The sequence below is a fragment of the Micromonospora sp. IBHARD004 genome (genome assembly GCF_052814115.1).
The window spans coordinates 18,916-37,182 of record NZ_CP199934.1; the positions used below are offsets into that span (position 1 = coordinate 18,916).

The window sequence follows — 18,267 nt, forward strand, 5'->3', positions numbered from 1 at the left end:
GATGAAGGGCTGCCGGCCGCCGCGCACCGAAACGTCAGGGCTCTCCTGCCCTTCGCCGGGATCGGACGAACGCGCTCTCCCGGCATCAGGCGGACATGCACCGGTAGAGTTCGTGGCTGGTCACGAATAGGTGACACGGGGGGCCGGCGATGTCCACACTCGACCACGTCGTACTCGCGCTGCCGTTTCGCGGCACGTGGCTCGGGCGAAACAGCCCTGCGCGGGGCGTGCCGAGCCACGGTACCCACCTGTTTGCCACGACGTACGCCATGGACTTCATCGCCGTAAGTGGAGGGCGCACGGCGACCACGCGGGACTGGCGCGCGCTGTTGTCCACGGAGCCGGTGGAGCGGTTCTTCGCGTTCGGTCAGCCCATCCTCGCGCCCGCGGCCGGCAGAGTGGTGTCGGTCCACGACGGCGAGGCGGACCACGTGGCGCGGCGGTCGCAGCTCGCGCTGGTGCCCTACGCCCTGACCCAGGCGGCCCGGGTTCGCGGGGGCGCGGGCGCCATCGCGGGCAACCATGTGATTCTCGAGCTGGAGGATCGTGGCGGGTATGTCGTGCTCGCCCACCTGCGCGCCGGTTCGATCCGGGTGGGTGAGGGCGAGTCGGTCGCGGCCGGCCGGGAGTTGGGCGCCTGTGGCAACTCGGGCAACTCCACTCAGCCGCACCTGCACATCCAGGTCATGGATGCAGCGGATCCGTTCACCGCGCGTGGCCTCCCCATGTCATTCCGGGAGTATCGGGTGTGGCGCCGACCCGGTGGGCCGCCGGTCGTGGTCGAGCAGGGCGTCCCCAACGAGTCCGAGGTCGTCGAACCGCTGTGACGGTTCGCCGGCCGGGCAGCGCGGTGGTGCGTTCAGGTCAGGATGACCGGGTTGGTGAGCGCCGCCACATTGCCTTCCGGATGGCGTACCTCGATGCGGACGAACGCCGACTCATTCGCGCTTGTGTGCCACTCCACGGAGCCCGATCCGTGGTCAGGCAACGATTCGCGGTACACCTTGCCCCGGTCGGTGTGGAAGCTGACCATGCCGGATGGCACACCGCGCACGTCCACCCTCACCACCGCCGGCTCCTCGGACATCTTCAGCCGTTCACCAATTCCGGCGCTGCGATCCCGAGCGGAGACAGTCAGCGACAGCTCGACGGCAGCGGACTCCGCGATCCAGCTCCGGCCGGCACGGATGCCGGCGAGGATCGCGTCAGTACTGAGCTCCTCGGCCAGCACGACGGTGTGCGGTATGCCGATCTGGTTCTCCAGATGAGTGTCGCTGTTACCCATCGCCGGCCGCCACCGCCCACCCTGGATGTCGGCGGCCAGGCTGCGACCCCACTCGGCCAGTGCCGCCTCGTTGTCGGTGTTCCAGGGCCGGCCGGAGGCCCACAGCCCGTTCCACACCTCAACCACGTCGAACCTCTGGTATGGGTACATGAACACGCCGGAGGCGTACGGCGCGTGCGGGTGGGCCGCTACGCACAGACCACCGGCTTGAAAGACCTGGTTCAGATGCTGGTCCACCACGTCGTCGCGTAGGCCATACCGCCATTCGATCACCTGTCCCGGGTCGATGCCGAGCGCCAGCCAGTGCCCGGTCCGGGTGGTGACCTCCTGGCCCAGGATCACCAGCAGATCGTTGGCGTGGGAACCCCAGGCGCTGTGCGCCTCGGAGGTGTTGTGCTCGGTGGTCGCGAGGAAGTCCAGCCCCGCCTCGCGGGCACCGGCCGCAAGCTGCTCCGGCGTCAGCTCTCCGCCGTTCGAGTAGACCGAATGGACGTGGCAGTCACCTCGGTACCAGGCACGCCCCCGGCCAGCCGCCTGCGTTGGCGGGAACTCCGACACCGACTCTGTCCCGTCGTGACCCGTAGCCATCCCGGCAGCGTAGTAACCGAGTTGGCGCGTCGCCGCCCCGCGTTGACAAGCAGGACCATGGTTTCGAGCTTCAAGGCCGAGCGGCAAGCCTCCCGGACGCTCGATACTGCCGCTCGGCACCGGACGCGTCGTCGGTGAGGACCAGGTCCCCGAGGATCCCCGCCGGTACCGGCCACCCGGCCATTTCGCGGCAGGCGGACTGTCAGCAGGTGGCGATAGCGTCGTCGCATGGCTGAATTCATTCGTGCCGATCTTCGTGGCTCGCGGTTCGGTCGCGTTGACCTGAGCGGCGCGCAGTTCCACGCCGTCGACCTGACCGACGCCCGTTTCCGCGGTGTCTATCTGCACAGGGTCCTGATGCGCGGTGTCGAGCTGGTCGACGTGGACATCCACGGCGAGGTCGAGAGCCTGACGATCAATGGCGTTGACGTCGGGCCCCTGGTCAACGCCGAGCTCAACAGGCGATACCCGGACCGGGCCAAGATGCGCCCGACAGACCCAGCCGGCTTCCGCGAGGGGTGGGACATCCTGGAGCGGCTCTGGGGCGAGACCGTCGAGCGGGCCCGCCGCCTGCGACCTGAGCTGCTGCACGAGTCGGTCGACGGCGAGTGGTCGTTCATCGAGACGCTGCGTCATCTGGTGTTCGCCACCGACTCCTGGATCAGGCGGGCGATCCTCGGCGATTCGGCGCCGTGGGACCCCCTGGACCTGCCCTGGGATGAGATGCCCGACACGCCGGGGGTGCCGCGCGACCGTGACGCACGACCCTCGCTCGACGCGGTGCTCGAGCTGCGCCACGACCGGATGTCCACCGTGCGCCAGGTCATCGACGGTTTGACCGACGAGTCGCTGGAGGGCCACACCAAACCGGTCGAGGCGCCCGGCTGGCCGGAGCCCCGCAGCTACCCGGTGCGCGAGTGCCTGTTGATCATCCTCAACGAAGAGTGGGAGCACCGGCTGTACGCCGAGCGAGACCTCGACGCCCTGGAGGCACACGGCACGTAGAGGGCGCGCCAGGAAACCTCCTCAGGGCCCAGCCGCATCGAGCGATGGAAGGCGTCCTGGTCCTGACTGCAACACCGTCGGGTCCAACCGGACGGGGATGGACGCGGACTGTCAGCAGCAAGATCCGAGGCCCCGGCGGGCCTCGGATAGTGCTTTACCCTCCCCGACCGGGTCGGATAGTGGCGCTCGCCGCGCTGCGGTACGGCTTCGACACCCTCAGGTTGCCCGAGATTCTGGCGATCACCACGAGGATGAACCTGCGCTCGCAGGCGGTGATGCGCCGGATCGGCATGACCACGGACTCGGCTGAGGACTTCGACGATCCAGAGGTGGCAGTGGGCCCACTGCGTCGGTGCGTCCTGTATCGCAAGCGCGCGGAACGGGTCGCTCGGAGGTAGAGGTTGCGCCCCGTCAACGGCCGGTGAGCAGCGGTTTTCCAAACTGGCGGTGCGGCTACGGGCTAACCCTCGTGCCACGCTGGCTCTCGCCACGGCTCGACATTGCGGCCGGTTGTGAGGGTGAGGACGAAGTCCGGCCCAGTACGCCCGTCGTCGTCCGGGAGGTCGCCATCCGGATCATCGAGCTGCACGATCTGACAGCCGTACGTTCCGGTAGGTAGCTCGAAATCCAGGTCCTGGAAGGTGCGGTTCGGGCAGGCGCACCTGACCGAACTGTGCGGCCATCGTCAGAGACTCGTAGTTGGTCAGGTGGAGCTGCCCGGCCGTCACGTGGATCGGCCCGATCGTTCGCCGAAACCCCGTTGGCGGCGCGAGTCCGTCGACCACGACGTCCACGGTCCACACGTCTTCCCGGCCGGTGCCCCACACCAGCAGAGATCGCTCTGTTATCGCAGCGCGAAAGTGGTCCAACAGCGTGTCGTACGTCCAGTCGGCGTGGACGAAGCCCTGGTAAGCGTGGTGGTCGACCAGAGCGAGAAAGCCCGAGTCGTCGGTCACCTCGAACGTGCGGCGCATGTGCATGTGGTTCCCCCGGTCGCCTCGTCCCGCGCATGGTCCCGAAGTGCTCTGCCCCGGTCAAGCAGGTGATCCCTGCGCCGGCTGTGCTCGGTCCGTTTGCGGGCGGGCTGCCGGCCACAGGCAGTTCAGGGTTCGAGCCCCGTCGCTTCCTCATACAGCTGGAACGCCGGCCCTCTTCTCTATCTCGCTGACAAACTCGCGCTTGTCGCTGGTGTAGCGGCCAGGATCGGCCGCGTGCCGGGCGGCGAGGTCGCGTTTGAGGATGAGGTACGAGCCGGCGTCTTCTGGATGCGAGCGGAGGTGGTCGCGGAAGGCGACAAGGCGACGCCAGTAGTGACTGCCATGCTCGGTGATGTGGAGGTGATGGGTTCGGAGACACGTGATGTCTTCGGGACCCTTCCGGAAGACCCGGCGGCGCGGATCGTCCGCCTCGGATTCGGGTGTGTAGATGTAGCCGATTCCTTGTAGGCGCTCAACGACCTGCGGAAAGCCGTCGAAGTTGCGGACCGCGGCCAGGATGTCGATGACCGGCTTCGCTGCCAGGCCAGGGATTGATGTGCTTCCGACGTGTTCGACCGCAACCAGGTGGTGCCGGAGTGTGTGAACCAACAGCTCGGCTTCCTCGGCATAACGCACTGGCCAGCCTGGGTCGTACGCCTCGAGACGAACCCGCGCCGCCCGATACCAAGTTGCTCCACCTGGCTGCCCGTTCACGTGCCTCTTCTTACCGAGCGGGTGCGACAGGCTTACTCCTGTCAGCGGGACGAGGCGGCGAGGACCTGGGAGAGCGCGTGTGACACCTGGCGGATGATGCCGGGATTGGTCTCCCAGTAGTAGGGCATGGCGATCACCGCCTGCAAGAGCGCCCAGCCCCGGCCGCGCAGCCAGGACGCCTCGTCGACGTCCAGTTCGGTGCGGAACCGCCGCCGGCTGCTCCCGGCGAACACGTTCCACGCCGGCTGCAGGTCACACGCCGGATCGCCCACGTTCAAGCCACCGAAGTCGATGACTGCGGAGAGGCGCCCGTCCAATACCAGCAGGTTGCCCGGCAGCAGGTCCCCGTGCACCCAGACCTCCGGCCCGTCCCACGCCGGCGCGTCCAGGGACTCCTGCCAGGAGCGGAGGGTGGCCGGACCGTCGATCCGGTCGCCGAGCTGCTCGACGGACCGGCGTACGCCGTCGTCGAATTCGGCCAGCGCCCCGCCCCGGGCGCGGGGTGCCCGGGGGAACGCGCCGGTGGTGTCGATCCGTCGCAGCGCGGTGATGAACGCGGCGAGGTCGACGGCGGCCCGGTCCAGGTCGTCGATGGTGCCGTTGGCGTTCTCGCCGGCCAGCCACTCGTACACGGACCAGGCGAAGGGGTAGCCCTCGGCGGGTCCGCCCATCGCCAGCGGGGCGGGAAGGGCGAGCGGGAGGTGCGGCGCGAGCCGGGGCAGCCACTCGGCTTCCTTCGCCGCCTGTCCGGTGGCCCAGCCGATCCGGGGCAGCCGAACGGAAAGCCGCTCACCAACCCGGTAGATGTCATGGTCGGTCCCGTACGAGGCGACCGGCTGGATCGGCAGGTCGGCCCAGTGCGGGAACTGACCGGCGAGCAGACGACGTACGAGCTCGACGTCGGTCTCGACCTCGTCGGCGTGCATCTTGACGGCACCCATCGGGTCATCCTCGGCGCACCGTCTCCGCACCAGCAACCGAGTTTCCCCCAGCAGGTTGCCCCCGGTGACCGCGATGCGAACGCATCAGTGCGGGCCGGCCGGCTTCTGGGCGAGCAGGTCCCGACGGTCACGGTCGCCGGATACCCGCCGACGCTTGTGAAACCGGCCCTCGTTCCCGTCCCGCCGCCGCCAGGTCGCCGTCATCAACAGGATCACCGCGCCGGCCGGTAGGGCGGCCACCAGCAGGCCCTGGTGTCGCTCCAGCCAGAGGCGGACGCCGAGCCGGGCGTCCGGCGCACTCGTCACCGCGTACTGCTGGCCGGGCGAGTCGGGGTCCAGCCGGCAGGAGAACGCGTACCTGCCGGCGGCCGGGCGTCGACGCTCGCCAGCCAGGACCAGAGGGTGTCGTCGGTGGCGACCTCGGTCCACTCGACGACCCGGCCCGGTTCGGTCGTCGGCACCGCCCGCCCGTCCGGACCGGTCGTCCCGCAGCGATCGCGGTCCGGCGCGGTGGTGGGCCGGGTGGCCCAGACGGCGTATCGGCCGGGCCGGTCGAGGTCGACGGTGAACCGGTCGTACCGGGAGCCGGTGACCTGCAGCGGGAGCGGCGCCGGTTCGGCCCGCGGCGAGATCGCCCGCCGCACCGCGGGGACGGTGGTGGTCAGGCCGAGGCAGCCGACCAGCGCGAGGACTCCCGCCACCGCGTACCAGAAGCGGCGCATCGTCAGTCGGGTTGCGGGGCGAGGGGGCGACGGGCGCGGCTGGCTCAGCTCCCAGTCGAGCGCTCCGGCCAGCGCCAGACCGAGCGCGATCCGGAGACGCGTCCGCATGGGGCGAAGGATAGATCGACGGCCACCGTCTCCGCCGACCCGTCGTACCGCGGGAAGGGCGGCAGGCTAGCGTCGGTGCGTGACCACCGGATCCCCGCGCGTCCTGCCGGCCGACAGCGGCATCGCCGAAGCCGCCGCCGTCCTCCGTGCCGGAGGGCTGGTCGCCTTCCCCACCGAGACGGTCTACGGGCTGGGCGCGAACGCCCTGGATGCCCGGGCGGCGGCGCGGATCTTCGAGGCGAAGGCCCGGCCGAGCTTCGACCCGCTGATCACCCACCTGGCCGACGCGGCCGACCTGCCGGCACTGGTCGGCGCGGTGCCGCCGGCGGTGGCCGCGCTGGTCGAGCGCTTCTGGCCGGGCCCGCTCACCCTCATCGTGGACCGGCCGGCGGCGATCCCGCCGATCGTCACGTCCGGGCTGGACACCATGGCGGTCCGGGTGCCGGACGAGCCGTCCGCCCGGGCGCTGATCGCCGCCGCCGGGGTGCCGGTGGCCGCCCCCAGCGCCAACCGGTTCGGGCAGCTCAGCCCGACCCGGGCCGAGCACGTGGTGGCCGGGCTGGGCGACGCGGTGGACGTGGTGCTGGACGGCGGACCGACCCGATGCGGCATCGAGTCGACCATCGTGGACGCGCGGGGCGACCGGCCGGTGGTGCTCCGGCTGGGCGCGCTGCCGGTGGAGGCGCTGGTCGAGGCGGTCGGGCCGGTCACCGTACGGCCGGGCAGCTCCGGCCAGCCGGTGGCGCCCGGGACGCTGGCCGCGCACTACGCGCCGCGTACCCCGTTGCGGATCGGGACGGCGGAGCAGGCAGCCGGCGGCGGTGGCCGGCGGGGTTTCCTCGCCTTCCGGGAGCGGCCGGTGGCGGGCGACTGGGCTGCCGTGGAGGTGCTGTCGCCGGAGGGTGACCTGACCGCGGCGGCCGCGCGGCTCTTCGAGGCGCTGCACCGGCTCGACGCGGCCGGGGTGACCGAGATCGTCGCCGAGCCGGTCTCGGACGTCGGGGTGGGACGGGCGATCAACGACCGGTTGCGGCGGGCCGCGGCCACCTGGCACTGACGCCCACAGGTCCAGACGCCGACCACCTTGGTCGCCGCGTGGGCTCCGGCGATCAGCTCGACAGTTTCATTCCGGGCCGGACGCGCGCCTACGGCAGCTCGGCCGCGATCCGGTCGACGTCCGCGCTGAGGGTGTCGTACCCGTCGGCGGTCAGCTTGCCGCCCCGCAGCAGCTCGGACAGCTTGTCGCGCAGCTTCTTGATCTGCTCCTCCGCCTGGTCCGCGTCGCCCTCGGTGATCTCCTTGGCGATCGCGTCCACCTTGGCGTGCAGGTCCTTGGCCGCGTCCGGGTTCAACTGGCCGGCCTCCACCTGCTCCTGGATCGACAGGCGCATGGCGACGATGGGGTCCGCGGGCGGGGTCGGGCTCGGCGTACGCGAGGTGGCCCGCGGGCTGGGCGTCCGGCTGGCCGGGGTGCGGGTCGCGGAGGCGAGCGACGGCCTGGTCGGCGCGACGGTGACCGGGACCGCTGGCCCGCTCGGCTGGGCGCCGGTGGTCGTGGCGGGGACGGAGGCGGGGGACACGGTGGGTTCGGCGAGGGACGAGTCGGTGTCCGGGGTCAGCTGCGCGACGGTGGCGAGCGCGAGCAGCGCGACACCCAGCACGGCGGCCGCCGCCAGCAGGAGGCGACGCCAGCGCCGGGTCGGAACCCGCCGGTTGCCGGGGCCGCGTTCCGCCGGAGCGGGTACGCCGGCGACGTCCCCGCCCGGAGCGTCCGGGCCCCGACCTGCCACCTCGGGACCGCCGGGGATCGGGTCGGCGCCGGCGAGACCGGCCGCGCCGGCCGCCACCACCGCGACCGGCGCGGCGGCCGCCGTCGCGGCATCGGACGAGGCCAGCAGCGCCGCGAGCCGGACCCGGACCGCAGCGGCGTCGGTCGGCCGGTCGGCCGGGTCCTTGGCGAGCAGCTCGGACACCAGGGCGTCCAGGTCGACCGCCACGTCGGGTCGGCGCGTGCGCAGCGGCGGGGGCGGCTCGTTGACGTGCTGGTGCAGGACGCTGAGCGGGTCCCCGAAGAACGGCGGGATGCCGGCGAGCATCGCGTAGAGCGTGCAGCCCAGACTGTAGAGGTCGGTACGGGGGTCGACCGGCCGGCCGAGCGCCTGCTCCGGCGACATGTAAGAGCTGGTCCCCAGCTTCGTCGCCGGACCGGTGAGGGTGTTCTGCCCGACCGCCTGCGGGAGCCGGGCGATGCCGAAGTCGCAGATCTTCACCGTGCCGGACGGAGTCACGATCAGGTTGCCGGGCTTGACGTCCCGATGCACCACCCCGGCCGCGTGCGCGGCGGCGATTCCGTCGCAGGCCTGCATCGCGATCGACACCGCCTGCTCGACAGGGAGCGGGCCGTCGGCGATCAGCGCCGCGACGGTTCGCCCCTCCACCAGCTCCATCACCAGGTAGGAGTCGTGCTCCTCGGTGCCGAAGTCGTACACGGCGACGATGTGGGGGTGGGTCAGCCGGGCCGCCGCACGGGCCTCGCGGTCGAAGCGTTCGGCGGCCATCGGCTCGTCGAGGCCGGCCGCGGTGAGCACCTTGATCGCCACCGGCCGGTCCAGCCGCAGGTCCCGCCCCCGCCACACCTCGCCCATGCCGCCGGTGCCCAGCAGCTCCTCGGACAGGTAGCGGCCATTCAGCAGACGTCTCAGCACCACGTCACTGTTTCCCAACCGCGGTCGCCGCTACACCGGGCGGCCGGTGGTGCGGCGGCCGGAATCGGGGTCTTCGGACGGGTCGTCAGGGCCTGCTCGTCGTGGACCATCCCCACAAGCTAGTCAACGCACCGTGCGCAGAGGGGCACTGACAGGCCGGCGAGCACCACGCGTCAGGCCGGCCGCGAGGTGCCGCTCGGGGCCGGCGAGATGCTCGTGAGGACCACACCGTCCTCAGACCTCCCGTTGGACGATCTCCAGGTTGACGTAGCGCGGTTCGCCCTTGGCCAGGCCGCGCATCCGGTCGGCGTACCGGCCGGTCTCGGGCTGGGCGCTGTGCGCCATGGCCTGCTCGTAGTTGTCGAACTCGGCGACCATCACGAAGTGTCCGGGCCGCTCCCGGTCCTCGGCGACGGTCAGCCGGGCCGGGGCGTTCGACAGTTGCTGCTGTCCCCACTCCTCGCTCAGTGCCCGCACGTCGGCGGGGCGGTCCGATTCGTACTCGATGACCTGGACGAACGCCATGCCGATCACCTCCGTGGCCTGCGTTCCCGCCAGGTCGCCGTCCATGTGCCGGCATGCATCCCGGCGGCGGGGGTAGGAAACAGGTAACAACCCCCCGAAAGTGAGGTGTGATGCCCATGCCGACCGCACGCGACATCATGACCAGCGACGTGAGCTGTGTCCGGGAACAGGACGATCTCAAGACCGCGGCCCGGCGGATGGCCCAGTTGGGCGTCGGTTCGCTGCCGATCTGCGGCGACGACAACCGGCTCAAGGGCATGCTGACCGACCGGGACATCGTGGTGAAGGTGCTCGCCGAGGGCCGCGACCCGGGCAGCGTGACCGCCGGCGAGCTGGCCCAGGGTGAGGCGGTGACCATCGGTGCGGACGACGACGCGGCCGAGATCCTGCGGACCATGGGCAAGCACAAGGTACGCCGGCTGCCGGTGATCGACGGGCACGAACTCGTCGGCATCGTGGCCGTCGCCGACGTGGCCCGCTCGCTGCCGGAGCGCCCGGTGGGCGACCTCATCGAGGCCATCTCCGAGCGTTCCTGACCGGTCGCACATGTCGCCGCCCCTCCGGCCCACGCCGGGGCGGGCGGCGATCCGCTGCCGGGCGGCGCCGTCAGGCCGGTGGGGTCAGCGGCGGACGCCGGGCTGTGGGAGGCGGTCGACGAGCCGGGTCAGCGCGCCGTTGGCGAAGGTGGCGCCGAGCGCCGACCCGGCGGCGATGGACCAGCCCACCGGCCCGAGCGGGGTGCAGCCGAAGAACTGGCTGACCCCGGGCGTCTGCACCACGGCGACCAGCACGCCGATCGACGCGACGGCGGACGCCAGCACGGTGGGGCTGGTCCCGCCGGCCAGCACCGTCTGCCCGAGCTGGGTGCCGACCAGGGAGGCGAGGGCGACCGTGCCGGCCCGCTGCGGTCGCCCGGTGTACCGCGCCAACGTCCAGCCGGCCGTCGCGCCCAGCGTGGTGGCGGCGGCCCGCAGCGCGATCTCCCGGGTCATCGTCTCGCCCAGCGAGGTGTCCGGCCCCTCCCGCAGCAGGTCTTCGGCTCCGTCGGCGGCGGGCGGCCGGACCGCGATGGCCAGCGCCGGGGCAAGGTCGGTGAGCAGGTTGACCAGGAGCAGTTGCCGGCCGGTCAGCGCGGACCGGCCGGTCGCCGCCGCGGTCAGCACGCTGAACCCGATCTCGCCGAGGTTTCCGCCGACCAGGATGCTCAGCGCGTGGCGGACCGAGGACCACATCGCCCGCCCCTCGACCAGGGTGGCGATGATCGTTTCCAGGCGGTCGTCGGTGACCACCAGGTCGGCCGCGGCGCGGGCCGCCGGTGTGCCCCGCTGGCCGAGGGCGATGCCCACGTCGGCGAGCCGGATCGCCGGCGCGTCGTTGGCGCCGTCCCCGGTCATCGCCACCGTCCGGCCGTGCCGCTGCAACGCCTGGATGATGCGTACCTTGTGGGCGGGGGTGCAGCGGGCGACCACGTCCGTGTTGGTGAGCCGGTCGGCCAGGGCCTCGTCGTTCAGTCGGTCCAGCTCGGTCGCGGTGACCACGCGCTGCTCGCCGTGGTCGGGGCTGATGATCGACGCGATCGCCTCGGCGGTGGCCGGGTGATCCCCGGTGATCATGATGGTGTGCACGCCGGCCTGCCGGATCCGCCGCACGGCGGGCGCGGCGCTCTCCCGGACCCCGTCGGCGAGCGCCAGGAAGCCGACGAAGACCAGTCCCTCGACCTGCTCGTCGGTCACCGTCTCCGCGCCGACCGCGCACTCGCCGACGGCGAGGATCCGGTGCCCGGCCCCGGCCCGTTCGGCGAGCATCCCGTGCAGCTCGGCCCGGCCCGCCTCGTCCAACGGCTCGTCCCCCGCGGCGGTACGCCGGGCCGTGCAGCGCGGCAGCACCGTCTCGGGTGCGCCCTTCACGCTCAGCAGCAGGTGGCCCCCGGTCCGCCCGACCGTGGCGTGGTAGCCCCGGGACGGCTCGAACGGCAGCCCGCCCACCGCCTCCCACCCCGCCGCGCCGGTCCGTTCGTCCACTCCAGCGGTGCCCGCGCCGCGGCGTACCGCCCGGTCGGTCTGCTGGGGCAGCTCGTCCGGGTCGGCCGCGGCGGGGGTGGCGCGCAGCGCCGTGGCCAGGGTCAGCCGCAGCGGCTCGTCCAGCCGGTCCGGCGGGGCGTACCGGCCGCCGCCGTCGCCCACCCCGGCGAGCAGCAGCTTCCCTTCGGTCAGCGTGCCGGTCTTGTCGAAGCAGAGCACGTCCACCCGGCCCAGCGCCTCGATGGTGCGCGGGTTGCGGACCAGGGCGCCGTGTTCGGCGAGCCGGCGGGCCGCCGCCAGCTGCGCGGCGCTGACCAGGAATGGCAATCCCTCCGGCACCGAGGCGACGGCCAGGTTCGCGGCGGTCGCCGCCGTCTCCGCCAGCGGTACGCCCCGGAGCAGCCCCGCCCCGGCCACCGCGATCGCCGAGCCGGCGGCCAGCGGCAGCGCGGCACTGGTGAGCGAGCCCAGCCGCGCCTCCACGCCGCTGGCCGGCGGTGCCTCGCGGGCGAGCGCGAGGCTGCGTCCCGCCTCGGTCTCGTCGCCGGTCGCCACCACCACGGCGGTGCCGTGCCCGGCGGCGACGGTGGTGCCCTCGTACAGCATCGACCGCCGGTCGGCGACGACGGCGGCCACCACCGGGTCCGCGGTCTTGCCCACCGGCAACGACTCCCCGGTCAGCGACGACTCGTCGGCCTCCAGCCCGTCGGAGGTGAGCACCCGGCAGTCGGCGGGGATCGCGTCGCCGGGGCCGACCGCGACCACGTCTCCCGGCACCAACTCCTCCGCCGCGACCACCTGCTCCGCGCCGTCGCGGAGGACCCGCGCGGTCACCGCCGCGCGGGTCAGCAGCTCGGCGAGGGAGCGTTCGGTGTTGCGCTGGTGCACCGCGCCGATCAGCGCCGACCCGCCCACCACCCCGCCGACCAGGGCGGCGTCGACCAGCGAGCCGAACGTGGCGGAGAGCACCGCCCCGGCGGCGAGCACCGGGGTGAGCGGGTTGGTCAGCTCGTCGACGAACGCCCGGAGCAGCCCGGACGGCCCGGCGGCCTCGCCGGTGACCGCTCCGCGCCGGCGGGCCGCCTCGGCCGTGCTGAGCCCGTCCGGGCCGGTGTCGAGTTGTCCCAGCACGGTTTCCACCGGCATCAGGTGCCAGGCGGACACCGTCGGTGCGGACCGGCCGGTCCGGTCCGGCAGCCGCCGGGCCCGCCACACGCCGTGCGCGAAGGCGAGCGCGGCGGCGCCGTTCACCGCGCCCATCGTGCGGCCGGGGAGCAGTTGCGGGTCGGCGGTGAACGCGCTGAGCGCGCCGAGGCCGCTGCCGGCCATCCCGATCCGGATGTTCTGCCCGACCATCCGCCGCGCCACCCCGGTCGCCTCGATCAGCAGCGCGGGGATCCGCAGGTCGGCACCGACCAGCAGGTGGGCGCCCCATGGCGGGAGGTCGTCCGGGTCGGCGACGCCCAGCCCGCAGTCGGCGGCACCGAGCGCCGAGCGTTCGCCGGAGACCAGCATGACCACCGCGCCGTCGCGCTGCAGGGCGCGTACCGACTCGGTGAGCCGTGGGCCGCCGGGCAGCACGGCGTCGGCGAAGTCGTGCCGGCCGTCGTCGTCACCGGCCACCACCAGCCGCAGTCCGGCCTGGCGGGTGGCGGTGGGGAGGGCGTCGACGCCGGGCGCCGGTGCGGGTTCCACCCGCAGCACCGCGGCGAGGGTGTCGCCCTCGGCGAGACCGAGCAGGGTGCCCCCGCCGTCCCGGAGCCGGCGGCTGTCGGGGGTGTCGCCGGGGTCGTCGGCGGCGATCCGGTCCAGTGGCCCGAGCCGCCACCCTTCGGCCTCCCGCACCTCGTCGGGGGCCTCCGGGTCGAAGAGTGCGAACGCCCGCGCGGCGACCTGACCGGTGTCCGCTCCGGGCAGCGGCGCCAGGTCGGCCAGCACGCCCCGGTCCGAGCCGAGGACCGCCGCGTCCAGCACCACCGTGTCGATCCGGTCGAGCTCGCGCAGCACACGCCGGTCCATCACGATCACACCGCGCCGGGCCAGCATCCGGCCGAGCTGGGCCGCATATCCTTCGCGGCCGTTCCCCGGGGCCTTGGGCAGCGCGGAGAGCGCCAGCGCGGCGGCCCGCTTCGGGCCGGCCACCGGCGCCGCGACCGCGCCGGCGGCGGCGCCCGCCGCGAGCGACCGGCTCACGTACCGTTCGGCCGGGCCCGGCGGCGCCGGACAGGGGCGTCCGCCGGCGGGTACCCGGGCGACCGCCCGCTCCGGGTCGCCGGTCAGCCTCGGCTCGGCCTTCGACCAGGCGGCTTGCTGGGCGCGTGCCTCACCCCACTGCACCACCCGCTGCGCGCCGTCCAGCACGATCCCGGCCCAGCCGCCGGCGAGCCCCTGGGCGACCGCCTCGGCGAGCGGGAAGAGCAGCTGGGCGCGGGGGTCCGCGCGCAGTCCCCGGTCGGCGAGGGCGTGCAGTTTCGGGTGCAGGTCGACCGCGGTGAGGAAGCCGGCGACCTCGCCGGGGACCGGGGTGAACGGCAGGATCCGGGTGGCCGCCGAGATGGTCAGGCCGAGCGCGTCGGAGGCCAGCGCGCCGAGGGTGCGGGGGGTACGCGGTCCCTCCTCGGGCGGTTGCGGCGGTGGAACGTCCGGGTCGAGCTCGTGCGGGCAGACCCGCTCGGTCCGGGCGATCGTGGCGATCAGGTCGCGCAGCTTCGGCTTCGGCTCCTCGACGGCCACCACCACCCGCCCGGAGGGGGCGTTCACCCGGGCCCAGGCCACCCCGGACATCTGCTCCAACGCCTGCTCGACCTGGCGGGCCAGCCGGTCTCCGCCGTCCTGGCAGACGCCGTGCACCTCGATGTGGTGCCGGCCGTCCCGGGACGAGACCCGGCGGCTGGTCAGCCCGGCCACCCGGGCCAGCCGGGCCGCGGCGTCGCCGACGCCGCGTGCGGTGCCGGCGACCGCCTCCGGCACGGCCTTACCGGCGGGCACCGCCGAGGTGGCGGCCCGGGCCGCGTCCGGCAGGGCGGACGCGACGCCGCGGGCCGCGTCCGGCAAGGCGGCGGCGACGGTACGGACCGCGTGCACGACGGTCTCCGGCACGCCGACCGGCGGTAGGAGCCGGCCGGCGACCCGGCCCAGCGGTGTCATCGAGCGGTACGGCCGAGTCGCCGGCCCTGCTCCCCGGTGCCGCAGCCGCGCTCGCCGTACGCCATCTCGCCTCCCACGCCTCGTCCCGGCGGCCTGGCTTCCCGGCGGAGAGTCCGTTATGCCCCCCGAGCAGGGGAAGTTTCCCGGCTGACCAGGGGCATGGACGGGGTTGCCGGTGGAATGCCGGTCGGACGCCGATGACGGCTGAACCGGGGGAGGCCGGATGAGCGCGCTGACACGAAACCTCAGTGGGGCGCAGGAGACGCTCCGCACGTACGGCCGGCGGGTGGAGATCCCGATGCTCGGCGAGGTGGCGGTGCCGCCGCCGGACAAGGTCGCCTATTACGCGGGGCTCGGGGTGCTGGCCGCGTTGCAGGTCATCGAGTGGCCGTTGGCGCTGGTGATCACCGCCGGGCACCTGCTGGCCGACCAGCACATGTCCGGGCTGGTGAAGGGGGTGGGCGAGGCGCTGGAGTCGGCGTGACGAGACCGGGCTCACGGTTGACCTCAACCCGGGTTGAGGGCCGAGGCTGAGGCCATGCCGATCACACCTCGCGCCGACCGCCGGTGACCGCCACCGCCGCTCCGGCCGCCCCGCCCGAGCATCTGTACGCCCCGCGCCTGCGGGCGATGACGGTGGGCAGCGTCGCCCTGGTGTCCCTGCTGGCGTTCGAGGCCCTGGCCGTCGGCACCGCCATGCCGACGGTCGCGCGCAGCCTGGACGGGCTGGCCCTGTATGCGCTCGCCTTCGGTGGCCCGTTCGCCTCCGGCGTGGTCGCGATGGTGGTCTCCGGCATCTGGTGCGACGCGCGTGGACCCCGGGGGCCGATGTGGCACGGGGTCGGCTGGTTCGTGGTGGGGGTGCTCGTCGCCGGTGCCGCGCCGGCGATGGGGGTGCTGGTCGTCGGTCGGGTGGTGCAGGGCTTCGGTTCGGGCCTGCTCTCGGTGGCGCTCTACGTGATCGTGGGTCAGGCGTACCCGGAGGAGCTGCGGCGGCGGGTCTTCGCCGCGTTCGCGGCGGCCTGGGTCGTACCGTCGCTGGTCGGTCCTGCGGTGGCCGGCCTGATCGTCGAGCACCTGGGCTGGCGGTGGGTCTTCCTGGCGGTGCCGGCGGTCGCGGTGCCGGCGGTGCTGCTGATCCAGCCGGGGCTGCGGGCGCTCGGCGCGTCGGCGTCGGTCCGGCCGTCGGCCGGCGCGTGGGCCCGGATCGGCTGGGCCTGCGGGGCGGGGGCGAGCGCCGCACTGCTGCACTACGGGGGGCAGCAGCGCGGTGTGCTCGCGGTCGGGCTGGTGGCGGTGGCCCTGGTGGGGCTGCTCGGCTGCGCGCCGCGGCTGCTGCCGGCGGGTTTCCTGCGGGCCCGGCGGGGGCTGCCGACGGTGATCGGCCTGCGTGGTCTCGCCTCGGCGGCGTTCGCCGGGGCGGAGGTGGTGATCCCGCTGATGCTCTCCCGGGAGCGGGGGTTCGCCCCGACCGCGGCGGGTCTGGTGCTGACCGTGGGCGCGGTCTCCTGGTCGGCCGGCTCCTGGCTGCAGGGGCGGCTGCGCGCCCCGCGCTCCGCCGCCACGCTGCCCCGGGCCGGGCTGGGCTGCATCACCGCCGGTACGGCCGTGGTGGCGCTGACCGTCGTGCCGGCCGTGCCGGTGCCCTTCGCGGTGCTCGGCTGGGCCACCGCCGGGCTCGGCATGGGGTTGCTCTACCCGTCCCTGTCGGTGCTCACCCTGGCTCTCTCCGCCCCCGGTGAGCAGGGCCTGAACAGCTCCTCGCTGCAGTTGGGCGACTCGTTGTTCGCCGCCACCGTGCTCGCGCTGACCGGCGCGGTGCTCGCCGCGGGTGCGGCACCCGGTCCGGCCGGGTATGCGGCCACCCTCGCGGTGGCGGCCGGCTGCGGGCTGCTCGGCGTGCTGCTCGCGGGCCGGGTCGTGCTGCCGGACACGTACGGGGGAACCGGGCGGAGATGAACGCGTCTGCGATTCACCTTCGCTCTACCGTGGCGGCATGCTGGTTCTCGTCACCACGGTGATCCTCTACATGTTCGGTTTCGTCTTCCTCTACGGCGTGATCCGGCTGGGTGTCCGGCACGGCCTGGAGGACGTGGAAGCGCAGCGGGCCCGGTTGGCCCGCGCGGAGCAGCTCGCCGCCCTGCAGGACCGCACCTTCGCCCGCGAGAACGCCTTCCTCACCGGGAGCTGATCGGGGTGGGGCCGGCCGGGCCCGCCGAGCGGATCCGGGGCGCGGGTGCGAGGATCGCACCCGTGATGGGGACGCTGAAGACCGAGCCGGCCCGCGCCCGGCTGGACCTGCTGGCGCGGCCGGTGGCCGCCGCGATCGAGCAGTGGCCGGCGGAGGCGCCGGTCGACGTGGACGACGTGCTGGTCGCGCCGATCGACGCCGAGCTGGCCGACACGGCCGCCTTCTGCGCGGCGTACGAGGTGGGCCTCGACGTGTCGGCCAACTGCGTGGTGGTCGCCGGCAAGCGGGAGGGCGAGATCCGGTACGCGGCCTGCATCGTGCTCGCCACCACCCGGGCCGACGTGAACGGCGTGGTCCGCCGGACGCTCGACGTCCGCAAGGCCAGCTTCGCGCCGATGGCCGACGCGGTGGAGCTGACCGGCATGGAGTACGGCGGCATCACGCCGATCGGTCTGCCGGAGCAGTGGCTGGTCCTGGTCGACTCGCGGGTGATCGCCGTGCCGCACGTGATCATCGGATCCGGCGTACGGCACAGCAAGATCGCGCTGCCCGGGCCGGCGCTCGGCGCGCTGCCCGGCGCGACGGTGGTGGAGGGGCTGGCCAGGCCGGCCTAGATCATCGCGGACGTCGATTCCGTTGCACGTGAAACATCACGATCGTCGATGGTGTCCGGGACGCCCGGCTGTCAGGCCGCCGACTCCCGCTGCGCCACCTCGCGGAGGGCGGCGAGCAGCGTCTCCGGCTCCTGCGCGCCGGTGACGGCGTACTTACCGGCCAGCACGAAGGTCGGCACGCTGGTCACCCCGAGCTGATGGGCGGCGGCCAGGTCGGCGGCGACCTCGCGCCGACCGACGTTCGAGTCCAGGTACTCCCGGGTCTCGGCCTCGTCCAGCCCGACCTCGGCGGCGAGCTTGACCAGCGCGTCCTTCGAGCCGACGTCGATCCCGTCGGTGAAGTGCGCCCGGTAGAGCGCGTCGATGGTCTCGGTGGCCCGGCCCCGCTCGGTGGCGAACCGGATCAGCCGGTGCGCCTCGAAGGTGTTCGAATGCACCGCCCGGTCGAAGCGCATCTCCAGGCCGACGCCGGCCGCGACCTGCGCCACCTGGGCGAACATCGCCTCGGCCCGCTGCCGGCCGCCGAACTTCGCGCCCATCGCCTCGACCAGCGGCTTCGGCTCGGTGACCGGCGTCGGGTCCAGCTGGAACGGCCGGTACCGGACGGTCACCTCACCGTCGTACGACTCGAGGGCCTGCTCCAGCCGGCGCTTGCCGATCCAGCACCAGGGGCAGACCACGTCGGCGTAGATTTCGATCTCCATGAACGGGGTGAACGCCCAGC

General features: G+C 73.4%; 19 protein-coding genes. 9 read left to right on the plus strand and 10 right to left on the minus strand.

Annotated elements, in window-relative coordinates; genetic code table 11:
- The first annotated feature begins 149 nt into the window (after positions 1–149).
- Positions 150–827: a M23 family metallopeptidase gene (locus ACTWO6_RS00100; RefSeq protein ID WP_446217596.1), complete on the plus strand. Its 678-nt coding sequence runs from the start codon at positions 150–152 to the stop codon at positions 825–827.
- 32 nt (positions 828–859) lie between these two features.
- Here the strand turns inward: ACTWO6_RS00100 and ACTWO6_RS00105 are convergent, their stop codons facing one another.
- Entirely contained in the window at positions 860–1,873 is a 1,014-nt protein-coding gene (locus ACTWO6_RS00105) for a CehA/McbA family metallohydrolase (RefSeq protein ID WP_446220857.1), read from the minus strand.
- A gap of 228 nt (positions 1,874–2,101) precedes the next feature.
- On the opposite strand from ACTWO6_RS00105, the gene ACTWO6_RS00110 reads away from it, so the two are divergent.
- The gene (locus ACTWO6_RS00110; protein ID WP_446217597.1) at positions 2,102–2,878 is read left to right on the plus strand and encodes a DinB family protein; all 777 of its coding nucleotides are present in this window, start codon (positions 2,102–2,104) and stop codon (positions 2,876–2,878) included.
- A gap of 179 nt (positions 2,879–3,057) precedes the next feature.
- Positions 3,058–3,276, plus strand: coding sequence for a GNAT family N-acetyltransferase (locus ACTWO6_RS00115; protein ID WP_446217598.1), 219 nt, complete (start codon positions 3,058–3,060; stop codon positions 3,274–3,276).
- A gap of 177 nt (positions 3,277–3,453) precedes the next feature.
- Here the strand turns inward: ACTWO6_RS00115 and ACTWO6_RS00120 are convergent, their stop codons facing one another.
- From ACTWO6_RS00120 to ACTWO6_RS00140, 5 genes are all read right to left on the minus strand, one after another.
- Complete coding sequence (locus tag ACTWO6_RS00120; protein ID WP_446217599.1) at positions 3,454–3,852, minus strand: hypothetical protein; 399 nt, start codon at positions 3,850–3,852, stop codon at positions 3,454–3,456.
- Positions 3,853–4,005: 153 nt separating this feature from the next.
- Complete coding sequence (locus ACTWO6_RS00125) at positions 4,006–4,491, minus strand: GrpB family protein (protein WP_446217600.1); 486 nt, start codon at positions 4,489–4,491, stop codon at positions 4,006–4,008.
- A 119-nt stretch (positions 4,492–4,610) separates the two neighbouring features.
- Positions 4,611–5,510, minus strand: a complete 900-nt coding sequence (locus ACTWO6_RS00130; RefSeq protein ID WP_446217601.1) for an aminoglycoside phosphotransferase family protein — start codon at positions 5,508–5,510, stop codon at positions 4,611–4,613.
- A gap of 84 nt (positions 5,511–5,594) precedes the next feature.
- Entirely contained in the window at positions 5,595–5,816 is a 222-nt protein-coding gene (locus tag ACTWO6_RS00135) for a hypothetical protein (RefSeq protein WP_446217602.1), read from the minus strand.
- A complete protein-coding gene (locus ACTWO6_RS00140) occupies positions 5,813–6,340 on the minus strand; it encodes a hypothetical protein (protein WP_446217603.1) in 528 nt (175 codons plus the stop codon). Before ACTWO6_RS00140 ends, ACTWO6_RS00135 begins: the two co-directional genes overlap by 4 nt.
- Before the next feature lie 103 nt (positions 6,341–6,443).
- On the opposite strand from ACTWO6_RS00140, the gene ACTWO6_RS00145 reads away from it, so the two are divergent.
- Complete coding sequence (locus ACTWO6_RS00145; protein WP_446220858.1) at positions 6,444–7,397, plus strand: L-threonylcarbamoyladenylate synthase; 954 nt, start codon at positions 6,444–6,446, stop codon at positions 7,395–7,397.
- A gap of 88 nt (positions 7,398–7,485) precedes the next feature.
- Here the strand turns inward: ACTWO6_RS00145 and ACTWO6_RS00150 are convergent, their stop codons facing one another.
- Together ACTWO6_RS00150 and ACTWO6_RS00155 are read right to left on the minus strand one after the other, a co-directional pair.
- Complete coding sequence (locus tag ACTWO6_RS00150; protein ID WP_446217604.1) at positions 7,486–9,045, minus strand: protein kinase domain-containing protein; 1,560 nt, start codon at positions 9,043–9,045, stop codon at positions 7,486–7,488.
- 234 nt (positions 9,046–9,279) lie between these two features.
- The gene (locus ACTWO6_RS00155) at positions 9,280–9,615 is read right to left on the minus strand and encodes a hypothetical protein (protein ID WP_446217605.1); all 336 of its coding nucleotides are present in this window, start codon (positions 9,613–9,615) and stop codon (positions 9,280–9,282) included.
- Between the two features lie 71 nt (positions 9,616–9,686).
- On the opposite strand from ACTWO6_RS00155, the gene ACTWO6_RS00160 reads away from it, so the two are divergent.
- Complete coding sequence (locus tag ACTWO6_RS00160; RefSeq protein WP_446217606.1) at positions 9,687–10,106, plus strand: CBS domain-containing protein; 420 nt, start codon at positions 9,687–9,689, stop codon at positions 10,104–10,106.
- An 84-nt stretch (positions 10,107–10,190) separates the two neighbouring features.
- Here the strand turns inward: ACTWO6_RS00160 and ACTWO6_RS00165 are convergent, their stop codons facing one another.
- On the minus strand, positions 10,191–14,612 hold the full coding sequence (locus tag ACTWO6_RS00165; protein ID WP_446220859.1) for an HAD-IC family P-type ATPase: 4,422 nt from the start codon (positions 14,610–14,612) through the stop codon (positions 10,191–10,193).
- 349 nt (positions 14,613–14,961) lie between these two features.
- On the opposite strand from ACTWO6_RS00165, the gene ACTWO6_RS00170 reads away from it, so the two are divergent.
- From ACTWO6_RS00170 to ACTWO6_RS00185, 4 genes are all read left to right on the plus strand, one after another.
- Positions 14,962–15,222, plus strand: a complete 261-nt coding sequence (locus tag ACTWO6_RS00170; RefSeq protein WP_446217607.1) for a hypothetical protein — start codon at positions 14,962–14,964, stop codon at positions 15,220–15,222.
- Between the two features lie 83 nt (positions 15,223–15,305).
- Positions 15,306–16,697 carry an MFS transporter gene (locus tag ACTWO6_RS00175; RefSeq protein WP_446217608.1) on the plus strand — a complete coding sequence of 464 codons (1,392 nt, stop codon included), beginning with the start codon at positions 15,306–15,308 and terminating at the stop codon, positions 16,695–16,697.
- Positions 16,698–16,734: 37 nt separating this feature from the next.
- Entirely contained in the window at positions 16,735–16,929 is a 195-nt protein-coding gene (locus tag ACTWO6_RS00180) for a hypothetical protein (RefSeq protein WP_446217609.1), read from the plus strand.
- Between the two features lie 65 nt (positions 16,930–16,994).
- On the plus strand, positions 16,995–17,543 hold the full coding sequence (locus ACTWO6_RS00185) for a YbaK/EbsC family protein (RefSeq protein WP_446220860.1): 549 nt from the start codon (positions 16,995–16,997) through the stop codon (positions 17,541–17,543).
- 71 nt (positions 17,544–17,614) lie between these two features.
- Here the strand turns inward: ACTWO6_RS00185 and ACTWO6_RS00190 are convergent, their stop codons facing one another.
- Entirely contained in the window at positions 17,615–18,247 is a 633-nt protein-coding gene (locus ACTWO6_RS00190; protein ID WP_446217610.1) for a DsbA family oxidoreductase, read from the minus strand.
- Positions 18,248–18,267 lie beyond the last annotated feature (20 nt).